Source organism: Mesorhizobium sp. M8A.F.Ca.ET.161.01.1.1 (assembly GCF_004792105.1).
GTDB lineage: Bacteria > Pseudomonadota > Alphaproteobacteria > Rhizobiales > Rhizobiaceae > Mesorhizobium.
The window spans coordinates 239,330-260,717 of sequence record NZ_SRTD01000005.1; the positions used below are offsets into that span (position 1 = coordinate 239,330).

General features: G+C 63.5%; 19 protein-coding genes. 11 read left to right on the top strand and 8 right to left on the bottom strand.

The features are described from left to right. Window positions 1-37: 37 nt before the first annotated feature. Window positions 38-1,276, bottom strand: a complete 1,239-nt coding sequence (locus EN804_RS15380; RefSeq protein ID WP_135920113.1) for an extracellular solute-binding protein — start codon at window positions 1,274-1,276, stop codon at window positions 38-40. Between the two features lie 217 nt (window positions 1,277-1,493). On the opposite strand from EN804_RS15380, the gene EN804_RS15385 reads away from it, so the two are divergent. Both EN804_RS15385 and EN804_RS15390 read left to right on the top strand, forming a co-directional pair. Further along, window positions 1,494-2,708 (top strand): ROK family transcriptional regulator, encoded by a 1,215-nt coding sequence (locus EN804_RS15385; protein ID WP_135920114.1) that lies wholly within the window; start codon window positions 1,494-1,496, stop codon window positions 2,706-2,708. A 107-nt stretch (window positions 2,709-2,815) separates the two neighbouring features. After that, a complete protein-coding gene (locus tag EN804_RS15390) occupies window positions 2,816-4,426 on the top strand; it encodes an inorganic phosphate transporter (protein WP_135920117.1) in 1,611 nt (536 codons plus the stop codon). Between the two features lie 159 nt (window positions 4,427-4,585). Here the strand turns inward: EN804_RS15390 and EN804_RS15395 are convergent, their stop codons facing one another. The 3 genes from EN804_RS15395 to EN804_RS15405 form a co-directional block, all read right to left on the bottom strand. Beyond that, window positions 4,586-5,437 carry an MFS transporter gene (locus tag EN804_RS15395; RefSeq protein WP_135863031.1) on the bottom strand — a complete coding sequence of 284 codons (852 nt, stop codon included), beginning with the start codon at window positions 5,435-5,437 and terminating at the stop codon, window positions 4,586-4,588. Window positions 5,438-5,620: 183 nt separating this feature from the next. Beyond that, window positions 5,621-6,781, bottom strand: coding sequence for a patatin-like phospholipase family protein (locus EN804_RS15400; protein ID WP_127280248.1), 1,161 nt, complete (start codon window positions 6,779-6,781; stop codon window positions 5,621-5,623). Further along, window positions 6,774-7,562, bottom strand: coding sequence for an acetoacetate decarboxylase (locus tag EN804_RS15405; RefSeq protein ID WP_127872013.1), 789 nt, complete (start codon window positions 7,560-7,562; stop codon window positions 6,774-6,776). Before EN804_RS15405 ends, EN804_RS15400 begins: the two co-directional genes overlap by 8 nt. A 228-nt stretch (window positions 7,563-7,790) precedes the next feature. Between EN804_RS15405 and EN804_RS15410 the strand changes: the two genes are divergently transcribed. Further along, a complete protein-coding gene (locus tag EN804_RS15410; RefSeq protein ID WP_135920119.1) occupies window positions 7,791-8,579 on the top strand; it encodes a 3-hydroxybutyrate dehydrogenase in 789 nt (262 codons plus the stop codon). Between the two features lie 66 nt (window positions 8,580-8,645). Next, entirely contained in the window at window positions 8,646-9,425 is a 780-nt protein-coding gene (locus EN804_RS15415) for a phosphodiesterase (RefSeq protein WP_135920121.1), read from the top strand. On the opposite strand, the gene EN804_RS15420 is transcribed toward EN804_RS15415, so the two are convergent. The 4 genes from EN804_RS15420 to EN804_RS15430 all read right to left on the bottom strand — a co-directional run bounded on the left by EN804_RS15420 (window position 9,412) and on the right by EN804_RS15430 (window position 12,237). After that, entirely contained in the window at window positions 9,412-10,311 is a 900-nt protein-coding gene (locus tag EN804_RS15420; RefSeq protein ID WP_135920123.1) for a hypothetical protein, read from the bottom strand. The two genes, EN804_RS15415 and EN804_RS15420, sit on opposite strands and share 14 nt — an antisense overlap. A 171-nt stretch (window positions 10,312-10,482) precedes the next feature. After that, the gene (locus tag EN804_RS15425) at window positions 10,483-11,259 is read right to left on the bottom strand and encodes a class I adenylate-forming enzyme family protein (protein WP_246693429.1); all 777 of its coding nucleotides are present in this window, start codon (window positions 11,257-11,259) and stop codon (window positions 10,483-10,485) included. Next, the gene (locus tag EN804_RS38000; protein ID WP_245512005.1) at window positions 11,183-11,353 is read right to left on the bottom strand and encodes a hypothetical protein; all 171 of its coding nucleotides are present in this window, start codon (window positions 11,351-11,353) and stop codon (window positions 11,183-11,185) included. The genes EN804_RS15425 and EN804_RS38000 overlap by 77 nt, the downstream gene beginning before the upstream one ends. Further along, window positions 11,350-12,237, bottom strand: coding sequence for an acyl carrier protein (locus EN804_RS15430; RefSeq protein ID WP_246693430.1), 888 nt, complete (start codon window positions 12,235-12,237; stop codon window positions 11,350-11,352). Before EN804_RS15430 ends, EN804_RS38000 begins: the two co-directional genes overlap by 4 nt. Window positions 12,238-12,539: 302 nt before the next feature. Here EN804_RS15430 and EN804_RS15435 point away from each other — a divergent pair, with 302 nt between their 5' ends. From EN804_RS15435 to EN804_RS15465, 7 genes are all read left to right on the top strand, one after another. Further along, window positions 12,540-13,868, top strand: coding sequence for an NAD(P)H-dependent oxidoreductase (locus tag EN804_RS15435; RefSeq protein WP_127872009.1), 1,329 nt, complete (start codon window positions 12,540-12,542; stop codon window positions 13,866-13,868). Between the two features lie 2 nt (window positions 13,869-13,870). Then, on the top strand, window positions 13,871-14,899 hold the full coding sequence (locus EN804_RS15440; RefSeq protein WP_127872008.1) for a thiamine pyrophosphate-dependent dehydrogenase E1 component subunit alpha: 1,029 nt from the start codon (window positions 13,871-13,873) through the stop codon (window positions 14,897-14,899). Further along, window positions 14,899-15,897, top strand: a complete 999-nt coding sequence (locus EN804_RS15445; protein ID WP_127872165.1) for an alpha-ketoacid dehydrogenase subunit beta — start codon at window positions 14,899-14,901, stop codon at window positions 15,895-15,897. Before EN804_RS15440 ends, EN804_RS15445 begins: the two co-directional genes overlap by 1 nt. A gap of 3 nt (window positions 15,898-15,900) precedes the next feature. Beyond that, window positions 15,901-17,232: a pyruvate dehydrogenase complex dihydrolipoamide acetyltransferase gene (locus tag EN804_RS15450; protein WP_135920125.1), complete on the top strand. Its 1,332-nt coding sequence runs from the start codon at window positions 15,901-15,903 to the stop codon at window positions 17,230-17,232. A gap of 278 nt (window positions 17,233-17,510) precedes the next feature. Continuing rightward, window positions 17,511-18,497: an ABC transporter substrate-binding protein gene (locus EN804_RS15455; RefSeq protein ID WP_135914819.1), complete on the top strand. Its 987-nt coding sequence runs from the start codon at window positions 17,511-17,513 to the stop codon at window positions 18,495-18,497. A 92-nt stretch (window positions 18,498-18,589) separates the two neighbouring features. Beyond that, the gene (locus tag EN804_RS15460; RefSeq protein ID WP_135914821.1) at window positions 18,590-20,293 is read left to right on the top strand and encodes an iron ABC transporter permease; all 1,704 of its coding nucleotides are present in this window, start codon (window positions 18,590-18,592) and stop codon (window positions 20,291-20,293) included. Next, entirely contained in the window at window positions 20,281-21,360 is a 1,080-nt protein-coding gene (locus tag EN804_RS15465) for an ABC transporter ATP-binding protein (RefSeq protein WP_135914823.1), read from the top strand. Before EN804_RS15460 ends, EN804_RS15465 begins: the two co-directional genes overlap by 13 nt. Window positions 21,361-21,388: the final 28 nt, after the last annotated feature.

Here is a 21,388-nt window from a genome sequence, read left to right on the forward strand (position 1 = left end):
TGCTGTAGTGCCGCCCGTATTGAACGACTAGCTTGTCTCAAAGGCCGCTGTTCTGCGCGGCGGTCTTCAGGGCATCTTCCGGCGAAGATGTGCCGAGCAGCGATTCCTGGATGGCCTGCTGCAGCGCGGTCGACAGCTCCTGGTATTTCGGCGTGGTCGGACGCGGATACATGGCTGCCAGACCGAGCTTGGCGGCGGCGATCAGCTCCTCCTGGCCCTTGGTGACGGCCGGGTCGTCATAGGACGAGGCCCAGATCGGCAAAGAGAGCTTGGCGTACTGGTTCTGCGTGGCTTGCGAGGTCATGAAGGTGATGTACTTCCAGGCCTCGTCCGGATGCTTGGAGACCGCGGTGACGCCGAGGCCCATCGAGCCGTTGACGGCCGACACTTCGCTTGTGCCGGCAACGCCCGGCGCCGGCACGACGCCGACCTTGCCGGCCACCTTCGAGCCCTTCGGGTCGTTGGCCATGTTGTACATGTAGGTCCAGTTCAGCGCGAAGGCGGCGTCGCCGTTTTCGAAGACCTTGCGAACGTCCTCTTCCAGGAATTCCTTGGAATTGGGATTGGTGAGACCCGACTTGTAGCTGTCGACCATGTATTTCAGCGCCAGCAGGCCGCCGCCATTCTGGAAGTCGGGCTTGCCGTCCTTGAGGAAGTCGCCGCCATAGGCGCTGACCAGCGTGGTGTAGTCGCAGATCGCGGCCTCGGCCTGCGACCAGCTCCACGCGATCGGCGTCTTCAGCAGGCCCTTGTCCTGGATGATCTTGGCCTGTGCGCCGAGTTCCTCCCAGGTCTTCGGCGGCGTCTTGATGCCGGCCTTTTCCAGGATGTCCTTGTTGTAGAACAGGTATTTGGTGTCGAGGATCCACGGCATTCCATAGGACTTGCCGTCATACTGGACGGTGGTCCAGGCGCCCGGCAGCACGCCCTTCTTCATGTCGTCGGTGATCTTCGAAGACACATCGACCAGCACCTTGTTGGTGGCGTATTCGGCCGGCCAGATGACGTCGAACAGGACGACGTCATAGCCGCCGCCCGACCCCTGAGCGAGCACGGTCTTGTCGTGCAGGCCCTCATAGGGGACGAATTCGAGATTGACCTTGACGTCGGGGTTGGCCTTGGTGAAGGCATCCGTCATGGCGCGCACGTCGGCCTCGCTGTAGGCGGCCTGCGCCATGAACAGCGCGTTGAGCGTCGTCTCGGCGAATGCGTGGGGGACGAACAGTCCGCCGGCAAAGACGGCGCCGACCAGTGTCTTGGTGATTGTCTTAAGCATTTTCTTCTCCCATTTCCGGCGTTGACGAGTCGGCGATGCCTGCATTTGGCATCGTCTTCCCGGATCCATGTCGCGTGACCTGATGGTACCGGCTGACCAGTGGCGACAGGCTGGGAGCCTGGCCATCTTGTTTTGCGGTGCTCGGCTTGCATTAAGTCAACTCGCTTGACTTAATTAGTCGATCAATATTCAAATGGAGTCAAGAGGGGAAACGACGATGGACGACATCAGCCCGATCCGCGCCAAGAGCGGCACCAACCAGGAGGGCACCAGCGCGCATAATCGCCGCGTCATGATCGAGGCGTTGCGTCTCAATGGCGCGCTGTCGCGGGCCGATCTGGCGCGGGCGACGCAGCTCACCAAGCAGGCGGTCTCCAACATCATCGAGGACCTGGAAAGCGATGGGCTGGTCGTGGCGCTCGATGCGGTGCGCAAGGGCAGGGGCCAGCCGTCGACCCCTTACAGGCTGGTGCCTGAAGGCGCTTTCGCCATCGGCCTGCAGATCGACCGTCACCTGACGCGGGCGGTCGCGGTCGACCTGATGGGCAGCGTGCTGGCGCGCGCCGAGGCGAACCTGCCTTTCGACGAGCCGTCAAAGGGCGTCGAGGTCATCCTGGGCCTGATCGATGGCGTCCGGCGTGAGCTGGCCGGCATCTCCTCGCAGTCGGAGAAACGCCTGGTCGGTCTCGGCGTCGCCATGCCCGGCCCGTTCGGCCTGAAGAATTCGGATGACAAATGGATGATGCCGGCCTGGCAGAAGTTTCCGCTGCTGGACACGCTGGCCAAGGGCACGGGACTGAATGTCGGCCTGCAGAACGACGCCGCGGCCTGCGCGACGGCGGAGCGCATCGTGGGTGCCGCGCATGGCGTCGACCACGCGGTGTGCCTTTATGTCGGCTATGGGATCGGCGCCGGACTGATCCTCAACGGCGAGCTGTACAGCGGCGGCCATGGCAACGCCGGCGAAATCGGCATGGCCCTGCTGTCGCCGGCCGGTCCGGGCTCGACACCGCTCGAACATCGCGCGTCGCTGGCCTCGCTTTACCAGCATCTCGGTCTCGATCCCGCCGACGAGGACCTCTACGGAAAGATCGGCGCGCTGGCCGCGTCGGGTGACGTGAAGATCATGCGCTGGATCGACGGGGCGGCGCACGACCTGCGCTGGAGCGTGCATCTGATCGAAACCATCTTCGATCCGCAGACAGTGATCCTGACCAGCGGCGCGCCGGAAGCGCTGGCGCGCCGGCTTGTCGAGGCGATGCATCCGCTGCTGCCGTCGATCGCCGACCGGCCAAGCCGGACCTTGCCGCGGCTGCAGCTCGGCACCACCGACCCCTGGTCGATCGCGCTGGGCGCGGCGGCGGCGCCGATCAGCCGTGCCTTCGATCCGCTGTTCTCGGCGATCCTGAAGACACGCTCCGGGCCCGCTTGAAAGGGACCGTGCGTCGAAGGCAGAGCCTCGCCCCACGTCACACAGGGTTCATCGTCCGGACATAGCGTCTTTTCCAGTTCTTTGCTGCAATGCAATAGGAGTGGGACATGGTGGACATAGTTTCTAGTGAGGCGGGCATTCCGAGACCAGATCATCCGCTGGATAGTTCTGGCGGCGCGAAGTGGTTCCTGCCGGCCTTCGGGGTGCTGGTGCTGGTCGGCGTGGTCTATGTTGGCTACGCGCTGAGCCAGGACCTGGCGGTGGCCAAGACGGTGCCGTGGATCCTGCTCGGCATCGCCTTGCTGATCGCGCTCGGCTTCGAATTCGTCAACGGTTTCCATGACACCGCCAATGCGGTTGCGACCGTCATCTACACGCGCTCGCTGCCGGCGGAATTCGCCGTCATCTGGTCCGGCGCCTTCAATTTTCTCGGCGTTCTCACCTCCAGCGGCGCGGTTGCCTTCGGCATCCTGTCGCTGCTGCCGGTCGAGCTGATCCTGCAGGTCGGCTCCTCCTCCGGCTTCGCCATGGTGTTCGCATTGCTGGTGGCCGCGATCCTGTGGAACCTCGGCACCTGGTTCCTCGGCCTGCCGGCGTCCAGCTCGCACACGATGGTCGGCTCGATCATCGGCGTCGGCCTCGCCAACCAGTTCATGGCACCCGCCGGCAGCGCCACCAGCGGCGTCGACTGGTCGCAGGCGACCAATGTTGGCGTGACCTTGCTGGTGTCGCCGATCATCGGCTTCTTCGCCGCCGCCATCCTGCTCTATGCGATGAAGCTTCTCGTCCGCAATCCGGCGCTCTACGAGGCGCCGAAGGGCAATGCCCCGCCGCCCTGGTGGATCCGGGCGCTGCTGATCTTCACCTGCACCGGCGTCAGCTTCGCGCATGGCTCCAATGACGGCCAGAAGGGCATGGGCCTGATCATGCTGATCCTGATCGGCGTCGTGCCGACGGCCTATGCGCTGAACCGTACGCCCGACATCAATTATCTCGAAGCCTACAAGTCGGCTTCGGCTAGCGTGGAGACCGCGCTGGGCAAATATGTGAAGCCTGGTGTCACCGTCGCCGATGCGAAGGATGCCAAGGCAGCGGTGCAGGATGCCGTGCGCACCCGGACCTGGAGCGACAAGACGACGGTTGCGTTGCAGACCTACATCCACAGCACGACGGCCGAGCTGCAGCCTTACGCTTCGGTCGATAATGTGCCGACCGATCTGGTCAGCAACGCCCGCAACGACATCTATCTGATCGGCGAGGCGCTGAAATTGATCGACAAGAAGCAGTTGCTGCCGATGGAGGCCGCCGATCTCAAGGCGGTCACCGACTATCACAAGGCCGTCGACAACGCGACGAAGTTCATCCCGATCTGGGTGAAGGTCGCGGTCGCCTTGGCGCTCGGCCTGGGCACGATGGTCGGCTGGAAACGCATCGTCGTCACGGTCGGCGAGAAGATCGGCAAGAGCCACCTGACCTACGGCCAGGGCGCTGCCGCGGAACTCGTCGCCATGGTCACCATCGGCATGGCCGACCGTCTGGGTCTGCCGGTGTCGACGACCCATGTTCTGTCATCCGGCGTCGCCGGCACGATGGCGGCGAACGGCTCGGGCCTGCAGTGGTCGACGGTGCGCAATCTGCTGCTCGCCTGGGTGCTGACCCTGCCGTGCTCGATCGCGCTCGCCTTCGCGCTGTTCATCGTCTTCCGTCAGGTGTTCTGAGCGCCAGACTCTCAAAAGAACGGCGCCACCTGCGGCGCCGTTTCTCTTTGTCGGCCCATCCTGCGAAGACCACTGAGGAGTCAGAGCGTGCGCCTTCCCAAGCGAACGCGCCGCTTCGAACGGTTCAGCTTTCGATGGAATCGTTGGCCGGCTCCAGCCTCACTCCTGCCGCCGCGCAACTTCCGCCCGGCTACGGCGGCGCAGCTGGCGCAGCGACAACACATGCAGCAGGATTGAACTCGGCACCACGAAAGCAGGGGTTAGCACACCCGGATAATCGCCAGCGCCGATGCTCAGCACATCCGGAACGATCAACTGCCACGGGCCGGGCGAGGTGATTATGCCCATGGTGATCGCGACAGCGAAATCGGCAAGGCCAAGGACGTTCCAGAGAGTTGCCGCCCTCCCGCCTCCGGCTGTGCCGTTCGCCACCGCGATCGCCGCCGGCAACGCGAGCAGTCCTGTCAGCATGTCTCCGATGCCTGCTGGCACTGCGAACACGCCGGGCAGCGCACCATGCAGCCACGCCGCGAGAGCCCAACTGCCGAATACGCGGTAGAGCTGAACCGCGACGAGCCAGCTCGCTGGCATCGCATCGAGCACCTGCCCGATCCGCCCAGAGAACAGCAACAGCGGCGCGCCGATGACCACCGGCAGGAAGATGGCCGATGGCAACGCTGGCAAAGCCGTGGCGTCCTGGTGGAAGACGCCATTGATCGCGGCGCTCCAAGCGACGGCGAACCACAGCGTGTCCGCGATCATGATCGCCAACCAGGTCGCGCGACGTTGACCGGGCGTCAGGCTCGTATGTTCGAGGCCGAGCCACAATCCCAGAGCGACGAGCCCGTGAGCCGCGAGCTGGTGGAACGTGGTCGGAACGCCGCTGTCCGGGATCGCCGGCCAACGATAGATCAAGAGTAGCCACAGCGCCGTGAGCGGCACAAACCACAGCAGGCCGCGCCAGGCGTCACGCGATGGAACGACAGCAGGGGAAACGGCTTCGGCGGTCATCGGCGGTACTCCATTGAGCCCAGCGCATTCTGCTGGCGCCCAGATGTAAGCCCGCTCTCCGCGAGCGGCTATCCGCGATAATGTTGATGGCCTATGAAGCAGAGCTTCACAGTTTACGGGCTTCCAGCCGAGCGACCGCTATGCATTTTCCCGAGATTGCTCAGCTTGTGGCGGGTGCAAGTATCAAGTCGGATCTTCGCGATGCAGGTCGTGGATGGTGACGCCATCGGCATTGGTCGGCAGCATCAGCCATTTCTTGTGACGCAGCGTGCGCTCGGTGTCCTCGAGGCCCATCTCCCAATGCTCGCGCATCGAGGTGCCTGAAAACTCGTAGTCCTTGGCGTGACCCTCGTAGCCCTTGTGCTGATAGATCAGGTGGACGATGTTGACGACGCCGGCGTTGGAATAGTCGGCGATCAGCTCCTTCTCGCCTTCCTTGAGCTGCTCCGGCGGCACGCGCTTCAGCGCATCGAGCAGCTTCATCTTCAGCGCATGGATGCGCTCGAAATTGTCGGTGTTCTGCCGCGTGCGGCTCGAATACATGATGTCCTTGTGGCGCGACAGCACGTCGGCCATGCCGCGCGGCAGCACGCCGCGAGCGCTGAACAGATCGACCTGGAACACCAGCGAGGAACGGTCCTCTTCCTGGTCGAGCAGATATTGCAGCGGCGTGTTGGAGACGATGCCGCCATCCCAGTAATATTCGCCCTCGATGCGGATCGAGGGGAAGGCCGGTGGCAGCGCGCCGCTGGCCATGATGTGCTCCGGCGCGATCCGCACCTTCTCGGTGTCGAAATAGACGAAGTTACCGGTCCTGACATTGACCGCGCCGACACTCAGCCGCTTCTTGCCGTCGTTCAGCACATCGAAATCGATCAGGCTCTCCAGCGTGTCCTTCAACTCGGCGGTGTCGTAGAAGCTGGTGGCGCCTTCTGCCCCCGACAGCTGGAACCAGGGATTGGGATTGCGCGGCTTGAAGAAACCGGGCTGGCCCATCGTCATCGTCATCAACGACGAGGTTTGGTTGCGGATGTCGCGGTAGATGTCGCCTTCGGGCGTGTAGGACCAGATCTTGCGGCCGGAAATCGTCTGCCAGAACTGTTCCAGCCGCTGCAACCGGCGGCTCGGTTCATTGCCGGCGATGATCGCGGCGTTGATGGCGCCGATCGAGACGCCGGATAGCCAGCTCGGTTCGCAGCCGGCATCGGCCAGCGCCTGATAGACCCCTGCCTGATAGGCGCCCAGCGCACCGCCGCCCTGAAAGACCAGCGCGATACGGTCATACTGCGCCGTAATTTCCTCGATGGTGGCGGCTGCTGCCTTGTTGCGGGTACGCTCAAGCACTGACTTTCTCCAGCTGGGTTGCGCTGGCAGCGGATCGGCTCTGGTCAGCGAGGTAATCATGTACGACTTCGCCCAGGCCGAGCGTGAGGTCCGCCTTGAAGTGAACCGCCGACACGATGTCGAGCACGGGCAGCTTCGCCACGTCGGCCATGACATGGGGCCGCAGATCGAGCGCGGCCGGCGCGGTCCAGGCTTCCTTCAGCGTGATGTCGGTGAGGTAGTAGCGGACCAGTTCGCAGATGCGCGGCGTGCCGTCGACATGCGGGATGATCTTGATCAGGAAATTGGGGGCGGCGAGCGAAGCGAGCACGGAATCGTGGTCGGCTTCCCGATGCTTGTAGCCCATCGTGCCGGTGGCGCACAGAACGCTGCCATAGTGCAGCGTGCCGACGATCACCTCGCCTTCATGGACGATCTTGGGGTTGGCGAGCTTTTTCGGAAACCCCCACAGCTCACGGCCCCCGGCGATCGGCGCGTCGTCGTCGAGATACATGGAATGGACATAGCCGCCGTGCTGGCCCTTATGGCGTACGGGAATGACCTGACCGGTCTCGGTGTAGTCGCCGAAGCCGGTCGAGTCCGGCATGCGGATGAATTCGTATTTGACCAGCGGCTCATCGATCTCCAATGGCGCCGGCACGACGGCCTCAAGCGCCTCGCGTGTCGTGCGGTAGGTGATGATGATGTATTCGCGGTCGAAGAAACGATAAGGGCCGGGCGGGAAGGAGGGATTGGTGAGCGGCATCGCATAGGCGCGCTTCACGACATCGGCGATTTCCATCCAGGTGCCCCCAACGGTTCGAAAATGACCCCGCGCGAATGCGCTGGCAAATATGTTGCATGGCAGCATGACAATGCCGTGTCATCGCCAAGACGCCCTTTCACGGAGCCGGCAAAGGCCGTCGCGGAGCTGTAATCGAGCCGACACATGGCCGTGGCATTGTCTTGTTGCGCCGCACAAACTATCTGCCTCAGCACCACTCCCTCCCACCTCTTGCGAGATCTCCCCATGGGTTCCCTGTCTTCGAAGAATGCGCTTGTCACCGGCTCGACCAGCGGCATCGGCCTTGCGATCGCCCGCGCCTTTGCCGCCGAGGGTGCCAACGTCACCATCAATGGCCTGGGCGACGCCGCTGCCATCGAGCACGAGCGCGCCGGCATCGAGAAGGATTTCGGCGTCAGGTGCCGCTATTCCGACGCGAACATGATGGATGGCGCCGCGGTCACCGCCATGATCCACGACGCGGAAGCGGCGTTCGGCAGCCTCGACATCCTGGTCAACAATGCCGGCATCCAGCATGTGGCGCCGATCGAGGAGTTCCCCGACGACAAGTGGGAAGCCATCATCCGCATCAACCTGCTTGCCGCCTTCTACGCCATCAAGGCGGTGGTGCCGGGCATGAGGAGCCGCAAATGGGGCCGCATCATCAACACGGCCTCGGCGCACGCACTGGTCGCCTCGCCGTTCAAGTCGGCCTATGTCTCGGCCAAGCATGGCATATCAGGCCTGACCAAGACGGTGGCGCTGGAAGTCGCCCAGAACGGCATCACCGTGAACGCGATCGCGCCCGGCTATGTCTGGACGCCGCTGGTCGAAAAGCAGATCCCCGATACGATGAAGGCGCGCGGCATGACCGAGGAGCAGGTCAAGCACGACGTGCTGCTGGCCGCACAGCCGACCAAGGAATTCGTCACCGTGGAAGAGCTTGCGGCACTGGCATTGTTCCTGTGTTCGGATGCGGCCAAGCAGATCACCGGCACGACCTTGCCGATGGACGGTGGCTGGACGGCACAGTAGAGCTGGTCGAAACATACCGGCTTCAGGCCGACGCCAGGCGGCGGCAGGAAGGCAGTGCGCGGGCCCATGAAAATCATCCAGCTCTCCGATCCGCATCTGATGGCGCCGGGTGGCCGTCTTCATGGCTCCGATCCGCTCGCCCGGCTGGAGGCTTGCCTGGCCGATATCGGCAGGAACCATGCCGATGCCGATCTGGTGGTGGTATCAGGCGACCTGACCAATAATGGCGAGCGCGCCGCCTATGCGGCATTGAGGCAGACGCTGGCGGGGTTCGTGCCGCCTTGCCGGTTGATGCTCGGCAACCACGACGACAGGGCGCTTTTTCTCGAGATGTTCCCGGAAGCGCCGGCCGGGCGCGGGTTCGTCCAGAGCGTCTTCGATGGCAGCGATGGCCGCCTGATCCTGCTCGACACGCTGGACGCCGGACATGTCGAGGGCAGGCTGTGCGCGGCCCGTCTCGACTGGCTCGACGAGAAGCTGCAGGAAGCGCGCGACCGGCCGGCTTTCCTCTTCATGCACCACCCGCCGTTCCGGATCCACATGCCGGTGCTTGACGAGGTCAGGCTCGCCGACGCCGATGCCTTGCATGACATTCTCCGGCGCCACAGCAATGTCGGCCACATCTTCGCCGGCCATGTTCACAGGCTGATCGCCGGCAGTTGGCGCGGCATACCGGTCAGCACGCTGCGCAGCACCAACCACCAGAGCGCACTGGATTTTTCGGACAGCTGGCGGCTGGGCCATGAGCCGCCAGCCTATGCCGTCATCTTCATCGACGCGGATGGAGTGGTGGTGCATTTCCACGATTTTGGGGCCGGCCAGCCCGAGCCGGTCAAGGGTCCTTGACGAGGCGGCTTTCGCCGCCGCCGAGGTGGGTCTCCCACACATGGTCCGAGATCAGCCGCCGGTACTCCCGGGTCATGACCAGTTTTCTGTGCGAGGCGCCGCCGATGTGAAAAAAAGCGCCGCCCAGCATGCGATGGTCCGCCTCTACCCCACCAAAGTCGAGATCGGCTGCCGTCTTCTGTGCATCCGAAACATCGTTCTCAGCAAGCCCGCGATACAGCAGCGTCCAGTTTCCGCCGCCGGTGTCCATTCCGCTGACAAAACGCGGTGTGAAGTCCAGGTCCAGTCCTTGCACGGCGCTGAAGCGGAAGAAGCAGAACCCAGCCCACATGAACCAGGCTTCAGGGTCCGCTTGCGCTGGGCGCTTTGAGCCGTAGACGACTTTTCCCTCCATCATTGCGGGAATGTCCACGCGGGCGATCGGAAAGCAGTCGTGATCCAGAAATCCGAAAAGCTCCGGCCGCAATGGCCGAACGACGTTGTGGAAGATCCAGTTCATGGAAATCCCGTGCGACCGGTTGGGATGGCCTTCCCGATTCCGAGGCAAACCGAAATAAGTGACTTTTCGCTCCCGGCAGATGTCCGCAATACGCACCCTGGCTGATCGATCGGATGAATTGTCAACGACGACCAGCGTCATTCCCGAGGAATACAAATGCCAGGCGCGGGTGAGCGCATCGATGACCCAGGGCGTATTGAAGGCAATGACAAAGCAGAAGCGCTGGGAGCCGGTTTGCCGCAACTCCTCGGCGAATTTCAGGCCTTCGGGAATGCCGCGCGCGCGAAAATCACGCTCAATCAATGCGTTGCGAAAAGCCTTGACCTTTCTGACAGGCCAGTTGTGGTTCAGCAGATCAACAAGGCCCTTGGCCGGCTTCCAGCTCATGCAAACTTCGCCATTGCTCCAAAATCGGATGCCTGCTCATAAGACGAAGCCCATCTTCCCACAACCCTGGTCTTGAACCGCGAGAATTCGCGACCACCGGCTGGTCCGTACACGCATGCTGTATTTCAACCTGATCTGGTCGCGGCCGCTATCAATCGCGACATCGTAGCGCTAAAACGCCATCCGGGTTCTGCACGGGGTTGATATGTTTGTTGCGATCTTTCGCGCATTGCACGCCATTCCCTTCATTGCTGCAAGTATTGCGCCGTAAAGCAGATAGCCCAGGACCTGGTGGCGCATTGCCGAGTATGACAGGGCCATCGGCGTCAGGAATCGCTTGGCGGTTCCCTCCACCACGCCGCGGCGCGCCGCGATGCGCCTGGCGAGCGCCTCATGCGACTGCGTGTAGGCCTCTGGATCGCCCGTCGTGCCGGACGAGAAGATCAGGAAGGCCGGACTAGCGTCATCCATCGCGGCGGCGTTGGCGTCGAATCCTGGCGCCGAGGCCGATTTCCAGCCGGCGTCGAAAAGCGCGTTCGGATATGCCTCGTCGCCCGGCATGGCGCGGCTTTCGAAAACCATTTTCAGGCCGAAGTCGCGGGCCTGCCTGGCACGCTGGCTCCTGGGGGTTCGAAAATCGACAACGACGGGGGTGGCGCCGATTTTCCAGCAGGCAAGGATGGACAGCACCACGTCGATGTTGTCGACCATGGCAAGGCCGACGCGGTCGCCCGGCCCGATGCCCGATGCGCCGAAATTGGCGGCAAGATGCCCGCTCTGCGCCAGCGCCTGGGCATAGGTGAGCGGTCGCTGACCATCGCGACCTTGTCGCCATGGGCGGCGAAGGCCTCCAGTATCTGCCGGCCAAAACTCATTGGCGATGCGGGTTCTTGCGTACGGCCCCGACCCGGGCGGAGAGGAACGTGATGATCTCCGCGTCGATCGCATCCATGTTGGCCTTGCGGAATTTGTTGTGCGTGCCCGGCATGACGACCGTCTTCACGCTGGCCTTGTCGGAGGCCCAGCCCTTGTAATCCTTCACGGTCGTGGCGCCCCATTCCGAACTGGCGAGAATGAGGATGTCGCAGGGATAGGACGAGGGCACAAAGCCGGCAGCGGTCTGCAGCAGCGCGCTCTTGTAGGCTTTCTTGCGCAGATGCCGCCCCAGACGTGTCTGTCCGAGGCGACCGTCTTCAGCGTGTCGCGCAACAGGCGCCAGTAGATCACCTTGCGGGCGATATCGCGCCGCCTTCTCTCGGTGAGGCGATCGTCGGGCATTGGTTTCAGCCAGGCCGAACCTGGCGATGGCGGATCGATGAGCACGATCGCCGGCCGTTTGCCCGTCGCCTCGTGGCCCAGCCGGCCGACCTCGATCGCCAGCAAGCCACCCACGCATATGCCACCGATGATCTCGGGATGCCTGCCGGTCACCGAGGTCAGGGCTTCAAAATAGTTGGTGCCAATTTCGGCCATGGTGGAATAGGGCGTCTCGCCGGGTTCCGTGCCCATGCCGCGCACGGCCATGATCGCGTATTTGTCTTTCAGACGCCTGCTGAAGCGATTGGCGAACAAGGCCGAGCCGGTGATGCCGTGGATCATCGCGATCGGCTCCTGGCCAACGCTGCCGGACACCGGCACGATCAGTTCGCGGGCCGGATGCTCCGGTACCAGCGACGCGATCAAGCGGCCGAATTCGCGCGGTGTCTGGGCTTCGAGCAGGACCGAGGTCTGCAATTTGACGCCGAACCGCTTCTGCACGGCAAGCGCCAAAGTCTCCGCCATCAGCGAATCGCCGCCGAGATCGAAGAAATTGTCGTCGAAGCCGACTGCCGGTACGCCCAACTCCGTGGCGAAGATGCCGGCAATCGCATGGGCCGGGCCATCGCCTGGCACTGCCACAGGTCCAACCCGTTGTTGCACGTTCATCGGAAGCCCCTAACCGATGCATGTTCACTGCCAACGCTTTTACGCAGGGTAACGGCTCCTAACAAGTATCCTGTGCGCCATGGGACGGGACGCACGCGCGCCGCCATTGCGTGCAGTCTCGTCACGGCAATGTGGAATTACGCGGTTTGCCGGCTCTCCACCGGCTTTTTCTGCTGTGCTGGACGCATTGTGAAAGTGCTGCAAAAACACGCAGATTTTGGACATTAGTCTTGACAGAAATACAGATGTTCAATACCCGTCAGGCAATTGAACAAGCCTGCATTATGGGAGGAATGAGCGGTATGGCTTCCAATGTTTCGTTGACGGGCCTTGCTCGCGATCTCGAGGAACGCGGCAAATCGGGCAAGCCGATCCGCATCGGCCTGATCGGGTCGGGCGAGATGGGAACCGACATCGTCACCCGTGTCGCCCACATGTCGGGCATCGAGATCGGCGCGATCTCCGAGCTGAACCTGCCTGCCGCCAGCAAGGCGGTGGACATTGCCTTCCAGGAAACCGGCCATGCGCGCGAAGTGTCGAACGCTTCGGCGATGACGGCTGCCATGGAAGCCGGCAAGGTGGCGGTCACCAATGACGCCAGCCTGGTCATCAACAATGATCTTATCGACGTCGTCATCGATGCCACCGGCGTTCCCGCCGTCGGCGCCGAGATCGGTTTGCGCGCCATGGAGCATGGCAAGCATCTGGTGATGATGAATGTCGAGGCCGACGTCACCATCGGCGCCTATCTGAAGAGCGAAGCCGACCGGCTCGGCGTCACCTATTCGCTGGGCGCCGGCGACGAGCCGTCCTCCTGCATGGAGCTGATCGAATTCGTCTCGGCGATGGGCCATCCGATCGTCGCCGCCGGCAAGGGCAAGAACAATCCGCTCAACATCGACGCCACGCCGCCCGCCTATGAGGAAGAGGCCAGGCGCCGGCACATGAACGTGCGCATGCTGGTCGAGTTCGTCGACGGCTCGAAGACCATGGTCGAGATGGCGGCGATCGCCAATGCCACCGGACTGGTGCCGGACAAGGCTGGCATGCATGGCCCTGCGGCGACGCTTGGCGAGTTGAACAAGGTCCTGGTGCCGCAGAAGGATGGCGGCGTCCTGTCCAGGGTCGGCGTCGTCGACTATTCGATCGGCAAGGGCGTCGCGCCGGGCGTCTTCGTCGTCGCCGACATGTCCCACCCGCGCATCTCGGAGCGCATGGAAGACCTGAAGATGGGCAAGGGCCCGTACTTCACCTTCCACCGCCCCTATCACCTGACCTCGCTCGAAGTGCCTCTGACCTGCGCCCGCGTCGTGCTCTACGGGAAGGCCGACATGGTGCCGCTGGACAAGCCGGTGGCCGAAGTGGCTGCGGTTGCCAAGAAGGACATGCAGCCAGGCGAGAAGCTCGATGCGATCGGCGAATATTGCTATCGCGCCTGGATCATGACAGCGCCGGAAGCGCATGCCGTCAGGGCCATTCCCTGCGGCCTGCTGCAGGGCGGTTCGGTGACGGCGCCGATCAAGAAGGGTGAGTTGATCACCTACGCCAATGCCACCCCGGCTCCGGGCTCCAAGATCGCCGAACTGCGCGCCCGCCAGGACAAGCTCGTCTACGGAACCGTGGAGGCGTGATCATGGCCGGAGCCAGCAAAGCCGTCGCGGACAGCCGCGCCAACCTGCCTTTCGTCTATCGCCAGTACAGCGCCGAGCAGTTGAAGCAGGTGCTCTACAAGATGTACCTCATCCGCCGCTTTGAAGAGGGCGCGGAGGAAAGCTACACGCGCGGCCTCATCCACGGCACCATGCATCTATCGATCGGCCAGGAGGCCAGCGCCATGGGCATCTGCATGCCGCTTGGCGAGGATGACCAGATCACCTCGACGCATCGAGGCCATGGCCATTGCATCGCCAAGGGCGCGGAAGTGAAGCGCATGTTCGCCGAGTTCTTCGGCAAGACCACGGGCTACTGCAAGGGCCGCGGCGGTTCGATGCACATCGCCGATGTCGCCAAGGGCAATCTCGGCGCCAACGGCATTGTCGGCGGCGGCATTCCGATCGCGGTTGGCGCCGCGCTGTCCTCCAAGATGATGAAGACCGGCAAGGTGGTCGTCTCCTTCTTCGGCGACGGCGCCAACAATGAGGGCGCCTTCCACGAGGCGCTCAACATGGCGGCGATCTGGAAGCTGCCTGTCATTTTCGTCTGCGAGAACAATGGCTACGGCATGTCGACATCGACGGCCCGGTCGACCGCGGTCAAGAACATCGCCGACCGTGCCGCCGCCTATTCGATGCCTGGCGTCATCGTCAACGGCAACATCTTCTCCGAGGTCGCCGAGGCTTCGTACAAGGCGGTCGAGCGGGCACGCGCGGGCGAGGGGCCGACGCTGATCGAGTCCAAGACCTACCGCCATCGCGGTCACTCCAAGAGCGACCGCAACCGCTACCGCACCAAGGAAGAGATCGAGGACTGGATGTCGAACCGCGACCCGATCACGCTGTTCGAGAACGAGTTGCGGGAATTCGGTTTCATCGACGACAAGGGCATCGAAGCCATCCGCGACGCGGTGGCGCAAGAGATCGCCAACGGCATCGAGTTCGCCAAGGCGAGCCCCTCGCCCGACGTCAGCGAGACCGGAAATTACGTGTATACGGAGCAGGCGTGATGGACGCGATGGTGCGTGAACTGAGCTACGCCCAGGCGATCCAGGAAGCTATGGCGATCGCCATGGACATGGACGAGCGCGTCTTCCTGATGGGCGAGGATATCGGCGTCTATGGCGGCGCCTTCCAGGTCACTGGCGACCTGGTCGATCGTTACGGCGCGGACCGGGTGCTGGACACGCCAATCTCGGAACTGGGTGGTGCTGGCGTCGCAGTCGGCGCTGCCGTCACCGGCATGCGGCCGATCTTCGAATTCCAGTTTTCGGATTTCGCCACGCTCGCCATGGAGCAGATCGTCAACCAGGCCGCCAAGATGCGCTTCATGCTGGGCGGCGAGGTTTCAGTGCCTGTCGTCATGCGCTTCCCTGCCGGCTCCGGCACGGGGGCCGCCGCGCAGCACAGCCAGAGCCTGGAAGCCTGGCTCGGCCATGTGCCGGGACTGAAGGTCATCCAGCCGGCGACACCCTATGATGCCAAGGGCATGCTTCTGGCTGCTGTCGCCGATCCCGATCCGGTCATGATCTTCGAGCACAAGCTGCTCTACAAGATGAAGGGGCTGGTGCCGGAAGGCTATTACACCGTGCCGATCGGCAAGGCCGACATCCGCCGCGAGGGCCGCGACCTCACCATCGTCGCCACCTCGATCATGGTGCAGAAGGCGCTTGACGCCGCCGCCACGCTGGAGGCCGAAGGCATCGACGTCGAAGTCGTCGACCTCCGGACCATCCGGCCGATGGACAAGCAGACCGTCATCGACAGCGTTAAGAAGACGTCGCGGCTGATGTGCGTCTACGAAGCCGTCAAGACGCTGGGCATCGGCGCCGAGGTCAGCGCCATGATCGCCGAGAGCGAGGCGTTCGATTATCTCGATGCGCCGATCGTGCGACTGGGCGGCGCGGAAACGCCGATCCCCTACAATCCGGAGCTGGAAAAGGCCACGGTGCCGCAGGTTCCCGACATCATCATCGCCGCGCGCGACCTCGTGAAAGGGGTTCGCTGAGACATGCCGACCGAAGTCATTCTTCCCAAGGTCGACATGGACATGGCGACCGGACAGATTTCGCGCTGGTTCGCCGAGGAAGGCGCTCAGGTCAAGAAGGGCGACGTGCTGTTCGAGATCGAGACCGACAAGGCCGCGATGGAGATCGATGCGCCTGCCAGTGGCGTGCTTCGCGACGTGACCGGCAAGGAAGGCGTCGATATTCCGGTCGGCGCGCCGGTCGCCTGGATCTATGCCGACGGCGAGGCTTATGGGACCAAGCAGGACGCGGCGCCAGTCTCCCCCCTCGCGACGAAGCACGATGTCCTTTCAACTGCCGGGAGCGAGGCGCCCCCCTCCGCCCTGCCGGGCATCTCCCCCACAAGGGGGGAGATCGGCCAATCGCCGTCGGGCGCACGCGCGACACCGTTGGCTCGCCGCTTGGCGCGCGAGGCGGGTCTCATCCTTTCAGCCATATCAGGCACCGGCCCGCATGGCCGTGTGGTCAAGGCGGACATCGATGCGGCGATTGCCAAGGGCGGCGCCAGGGAGGCTCCGGCGGTCGCTCCCGAAGCTCCTGCCGCATCTGCTCCAGCTGTTAAGGCAATGTCGGACGATCAGGTGCTGAAGCTGTTCGAGCAAGGCTCTTACGAACTCGTCCCGCACGACAATATGCGCAAGACCATTGCGCGGCGCCTGGTCGAGGCCAAGACCACCATCCCGCATTTCTACCTGACGCTCGACTGCGAGCTCGACGCGCTGCTTTCGCTGCGCACGCAGCTCAATGCGGCGGCACCGGTGAAGAAGACCGACAAGGGTGAGGCGCCTGCCTACAAGCTGTCGGTCAACGACATGGTGATCAAGGCGATGGCCATGGCGCTGAAGGCGGTGCCGGACGCCAATGCCTCGTGGACCGAAAGCGCCATGGTCAAGCACAAGCATGCCGATGTCGGCGTCGCAGTCTCGATCCCCGGCGGCCTGATCACGCCGATCATTCGGCATGCGGATGAAAAGACGCTGTCGGTCATTTCCAACGAGATGAAGGATCTCGCGAGCCGTGCCCGTAGCCGCAAGCTGAAGCCGGAGGAATATCAGGGCGGCACCACGGCGGTGTCCAATCTCGGCATGTTCGGCATCAAGGACTTTGCCGCCGTCATCAACCCGCCGCACGCGACGATCCTGGCGGTCGGCGCCGGCGAGGAGCGGCCGGTGGTCAAGAACGGCGAGATCAAGATCGCCACCGTGATGTCGGTGACGCTGTCGACCGACCATCGTGCGGTTGACGGTGCGCTGGGGGCGGAACTCTTGGTCGCCTTCAAGACCTTGATCGAGAACCCGATGGGCATGCTGGTCTGAACGGTTTTCCGCGCTGCCTTCGGAGTATGCCGGCAGCGGAAAGCGGGTTGACAGCAGGAGCCCGCCTCCCGCTCCGTTGAGGCTGTTCGTTGCGATGTGCCCGAGGCCTTCCCGGCCCCACTCGAGGCTGCCAGACAGCCTCTCTTTCCTGATGAATGCGATCTGATCCGGACGCTGACACTCAGTGTCATCCACCAGTCATATGGGCCGTGCAGGGAGAATATGGAAACCGGCCAGGATGCCGGTCCGCTCATGCACAGACAGGATCAGGAGGTCTCATGAAGACGCTATTCATCAAGCTGCTGGCCAGCCAGCTGGCGCTCGCCGCAACTTTGTTTGCCGGCGTGGCAAATGCCGAAACGCTGACGCTCTACACATCCCAACCCGAGGCGGACGCGGCCAAGACCGTGGATGCCTTCAAGAAGGCGCAGCCCGGCATCGACGTTACCATCTATCGCTCGGGAACCAGCGACATCCTGACCAAGATGGCGGCCGAATTCGCCGCGGGCAGCCCGCAGCCCGACGTGCTCCTGATCGCCGACGCGGTCTCGATGGAGTTGCTGAAGAAGGATGACCGGTTGATGGCCTATCCCGGGGCCAAGCTCGACGGTATCGATGCGGATGCCTATGACGCCGACAAGACCTATTTCGGCAGCAAGCTGATCACCACCGGCATCGTCTACAACACCGCGGCCGCGCAAAAGCCGGAGCATTGGGCAGACCTTGCCAAGCCGGCCTATGCCGACGGCCTGGTCATGCCGAGCCCGCTCTATTCGGGCGCTGCCGCCTACCTGCTTTCGGGCTTTGTCGGCGACGCTAACTATGGCTGGGATTTCTTCCAGAAGCTGAAGACCAACAGCACCGTCAGCGTGCGCGGCAACGGCGCGGTGCTGAAGTCGGTGGCATCGGGCGAGAAGCCCTATGGCATCCTCGTCGACTTCATGGCGATGAACGCCAAGAAGAAGGGCTCGCCGGTCGAGTTCGTTTTCCCCAGCGAAGGCGTGCCTGCCGTGACCGAGCCGGTCGCCATCATGAAGACCGCCAAGAACGTCGATGGCGCGAAAAAATTCGTCGACTTCATTTTGTCCGATGAAGGCCAGAAGCTGGCGCTGTCGATGGGCTATCTGCCGGCGCGCGCCTCGGTCGGCCGTCCCGACTGGCTGCCGGAAGGCGTCAAAATCAAGGTGATGCCGTTCGACACCAAGGCCATTGTTGCCAAGACTGACGCCGACAAGGCAAAGTTCTCGGAACTGTTCGGCGGCTGAGCCGACAGTCAGGCGAGATGCCGTTTCCACGGCATCTCGCCGGTTCCGGCGAAACGTGATCGAATCGATCGACCGATCCCAGGAAACCAATCATGTCGGCACGAATCAGGGAAAGCCGGGGCCAGGAAATGGCCCTGACGGCGGCGGTTGCCGTCGTCATTGTGCTGCTTTCGCTGCTGCCCATGCTGCGCCTCGTCAAGGAGATCGCGGCACCCGGCGGCGTCTTGACGACCGTGGCCGTGGAGGCCGGGCTGAGAAGCCCGGCAACCTGGATCGCGACCTGGCACACGCTGGTCGTCGGCATTGGCGGCACTCTTCTGGCTGTGCTGTCGGGGACGCTGGTGGCCGTGCTGGTCTCGCTGACCGACATACGTGGCCGAAGCGCCCTGGTGCTCTGCTACGTCATGCCGCTGCTGATCGCGCCGCAGGTGACGGCGCTGGCCTGGCTGCAACTGTTCGGCCCGGCGAGCCCGTTCCTAAAATTGTTCGGGGCGGCGCCGCCGCTCGGCACGAAGAACCTGCTCTATTCGACCTCGGGCATCATCCTGCTGCTTGGCGTCCAATACGGCCCGCTGGTCTTCCTGCTGGTGCGTGCCGGCCTGCGCAAGCTGCCGCGCGAACTGGTCGAGGCGGCGCGCGCCGGCGGCGCGAACTGGTTCACCGTACTGGTCACCATCGTGCTGCCCTTGATGACGCCGTCGATCATGGCGGCGGCCGCACTTGCCTTCGTCTCCTGTGTCGGCAATTTCGGCATTCCGGCGTTTCTCGGCATTCCCGCCAACTATCTCGTGCTGCCGACGCTCATCTATCAGAAGCTGGCCGGCGGCGGTCCGGCGGTGCTCGGCGAGACCGCGTTTCTGTCGGTGCTGATCGGCATCATCGCCATGGCCGGCATCCTCGCCCAGGAGGGGATGAGCCGTCGCCGCGACTACCGTATTTCCTCGACATCGCTGCCGTCCGAACCTTATGAGCTCGGCCGCTGGCGGCCGGTCGTCCAGGCCGGCATGTGGCTGCTCATCCTGCTGGTGCTGGTCCTGCCGCTGTTCGGGCTGGTGCTGACCTCGCTGGTGCCGGGCTACGGCATCGCGCTCACCGCCAAAACGGCGACGCTCGACAATTACCGTTTCGTGCTGTTCGAGCATGATGCCGCCAATCGCGCCTTCTTCAACAGTTTCTGGCTGTCGATCGTGGCTGCTTTCTTCGCGGTTATCGTTGCCGTGCCTGTCGGCTATCTCATCGCCTGGGGCAAGCAGCGCTGGGTGCGGCTGCTCAACCTGTCGGTCGAACTGCCCTATGCCTTGCCCGGCGTGGTGCTGGCGATCGCCTCGCTGCTGTTGTTTCTCAGGCCGATCCCGCTGACCGGCATCCAGCTCTACAACACCGTCTGGATTATCCTCTACGCCTATCTCGCCCGCTTCCTGGTGCTGGCGCTGCGGCCGACCATCAGCGGCTATCATCAGATCGACCGGGCGCTGGAGGAGGCCGCACAGGTGGCGGGCGCCGGCCTGTTCACGCGTATGCGCACCATCATCTTTCCGCTCGTCGCACCGGCGGCGATCGCCGGCGGCCTCCTGATCTTCATGACGGCGCTCAGCGAACTCACCGTCTCGGCGCTGCTGTGGTCATCGGGGGCCGAAACGATCGGCGTGGTGATGTTTTCCTTCGAGCAGGGCGGTGATTCCAACTACGCGGCGGCGATGTCCGTCATCACGGTCGCGGTCACCTTCGCGCTGATGCTGGTGACCCACCTGCTTGCCCCTCATCTTCCGAGCGGAGTTCTGCCATGGCGCGACTGACCCTGGACCATGTGACCAAGAGCTTCACCGATTTCGATGCCGTGAAGGATGTCTCGATCGATGTCGCTGACGGCGAGTTCCTGGCGGTGCTCGGACCTTCCGGCTGTGGCAAGACGACGTTGCTGCGGCTGGTCGCCGGTTTCGAGAAAGTGACTTCGGGCGAAATCCGCATCGGCGGCGAGGTCGTGTCGGGCAAGGGCGGCAGCGTCGCTCCGGAAAAGCGGCGTGTCGGCATCGTCTTCCAGAACTATGCGCTGTGGCCGCATATGAGCGTCGCCGAGAATGTCGGCTATTCGCTGAAGGTTGCCAGGCTCGACAAGGCGGTTGCGCGCCAGAAGGTCGAAGACGCGCTTGCCTTGGTCAATCTGCAAGGGCTGGGTGAGCGCTGGCCCGCCAATCTTTCCGGCGGCCAGCGCCAGCGCGTGGCGCTCGCACGTTGCCTTGTCGCCGCGCCGTCGCTGGTGCTGTTCGACGAGCCGCTCGCCAATCTCGACGTGCATCTGAGAGCCTCGATGGAGGACGAGTTCGCCGCCTTTCACAAGCGCACGGGCACGACTATCGTCTACATCACCCACGACCAGGCCGAGGCGATGGCGCTGGCCGACCGTATCGCGGTGATGGACCACGGACGCCTGGCGCAGCTTGCGACGCCGCGCGAACTCTATCATGAGCCGGCAAATGAGATGGTGGCCTCCTTCATCTCGCAAGGCATCCTGCTGCCAGCGGATGTGATGACGAGCGAAGACGGCGGCCGTTGCAAGGTCAGGGTTCTCGGAACCGAACTGGTGGTCCGCTGTCGGCCTGGCGAGCGGCCACGCGCCGGCGCCAGGATCTGCTGCCGATCCGCTGATATCGAGCTTTCCGCCGATGCCTCGGGCTTCGACGGTCTCGTCAAGCGGGCGATCTATCAGGGAGGTACCGCGCGCGTAGAATTTACGCCTGCTGCCGGTCCCGACCTGACCTTGCGTTTCGAGCAGCCCGATCCGGTCGTGCTGGAGAACGGTGCGCAGGTCCGGCTGCGCATAAGATCCGGCTGGCTGATCCCTGCCCCGGGAGCCGCCGCATGACTTGCTCGGCGGGGTGAGTCGCGACTCG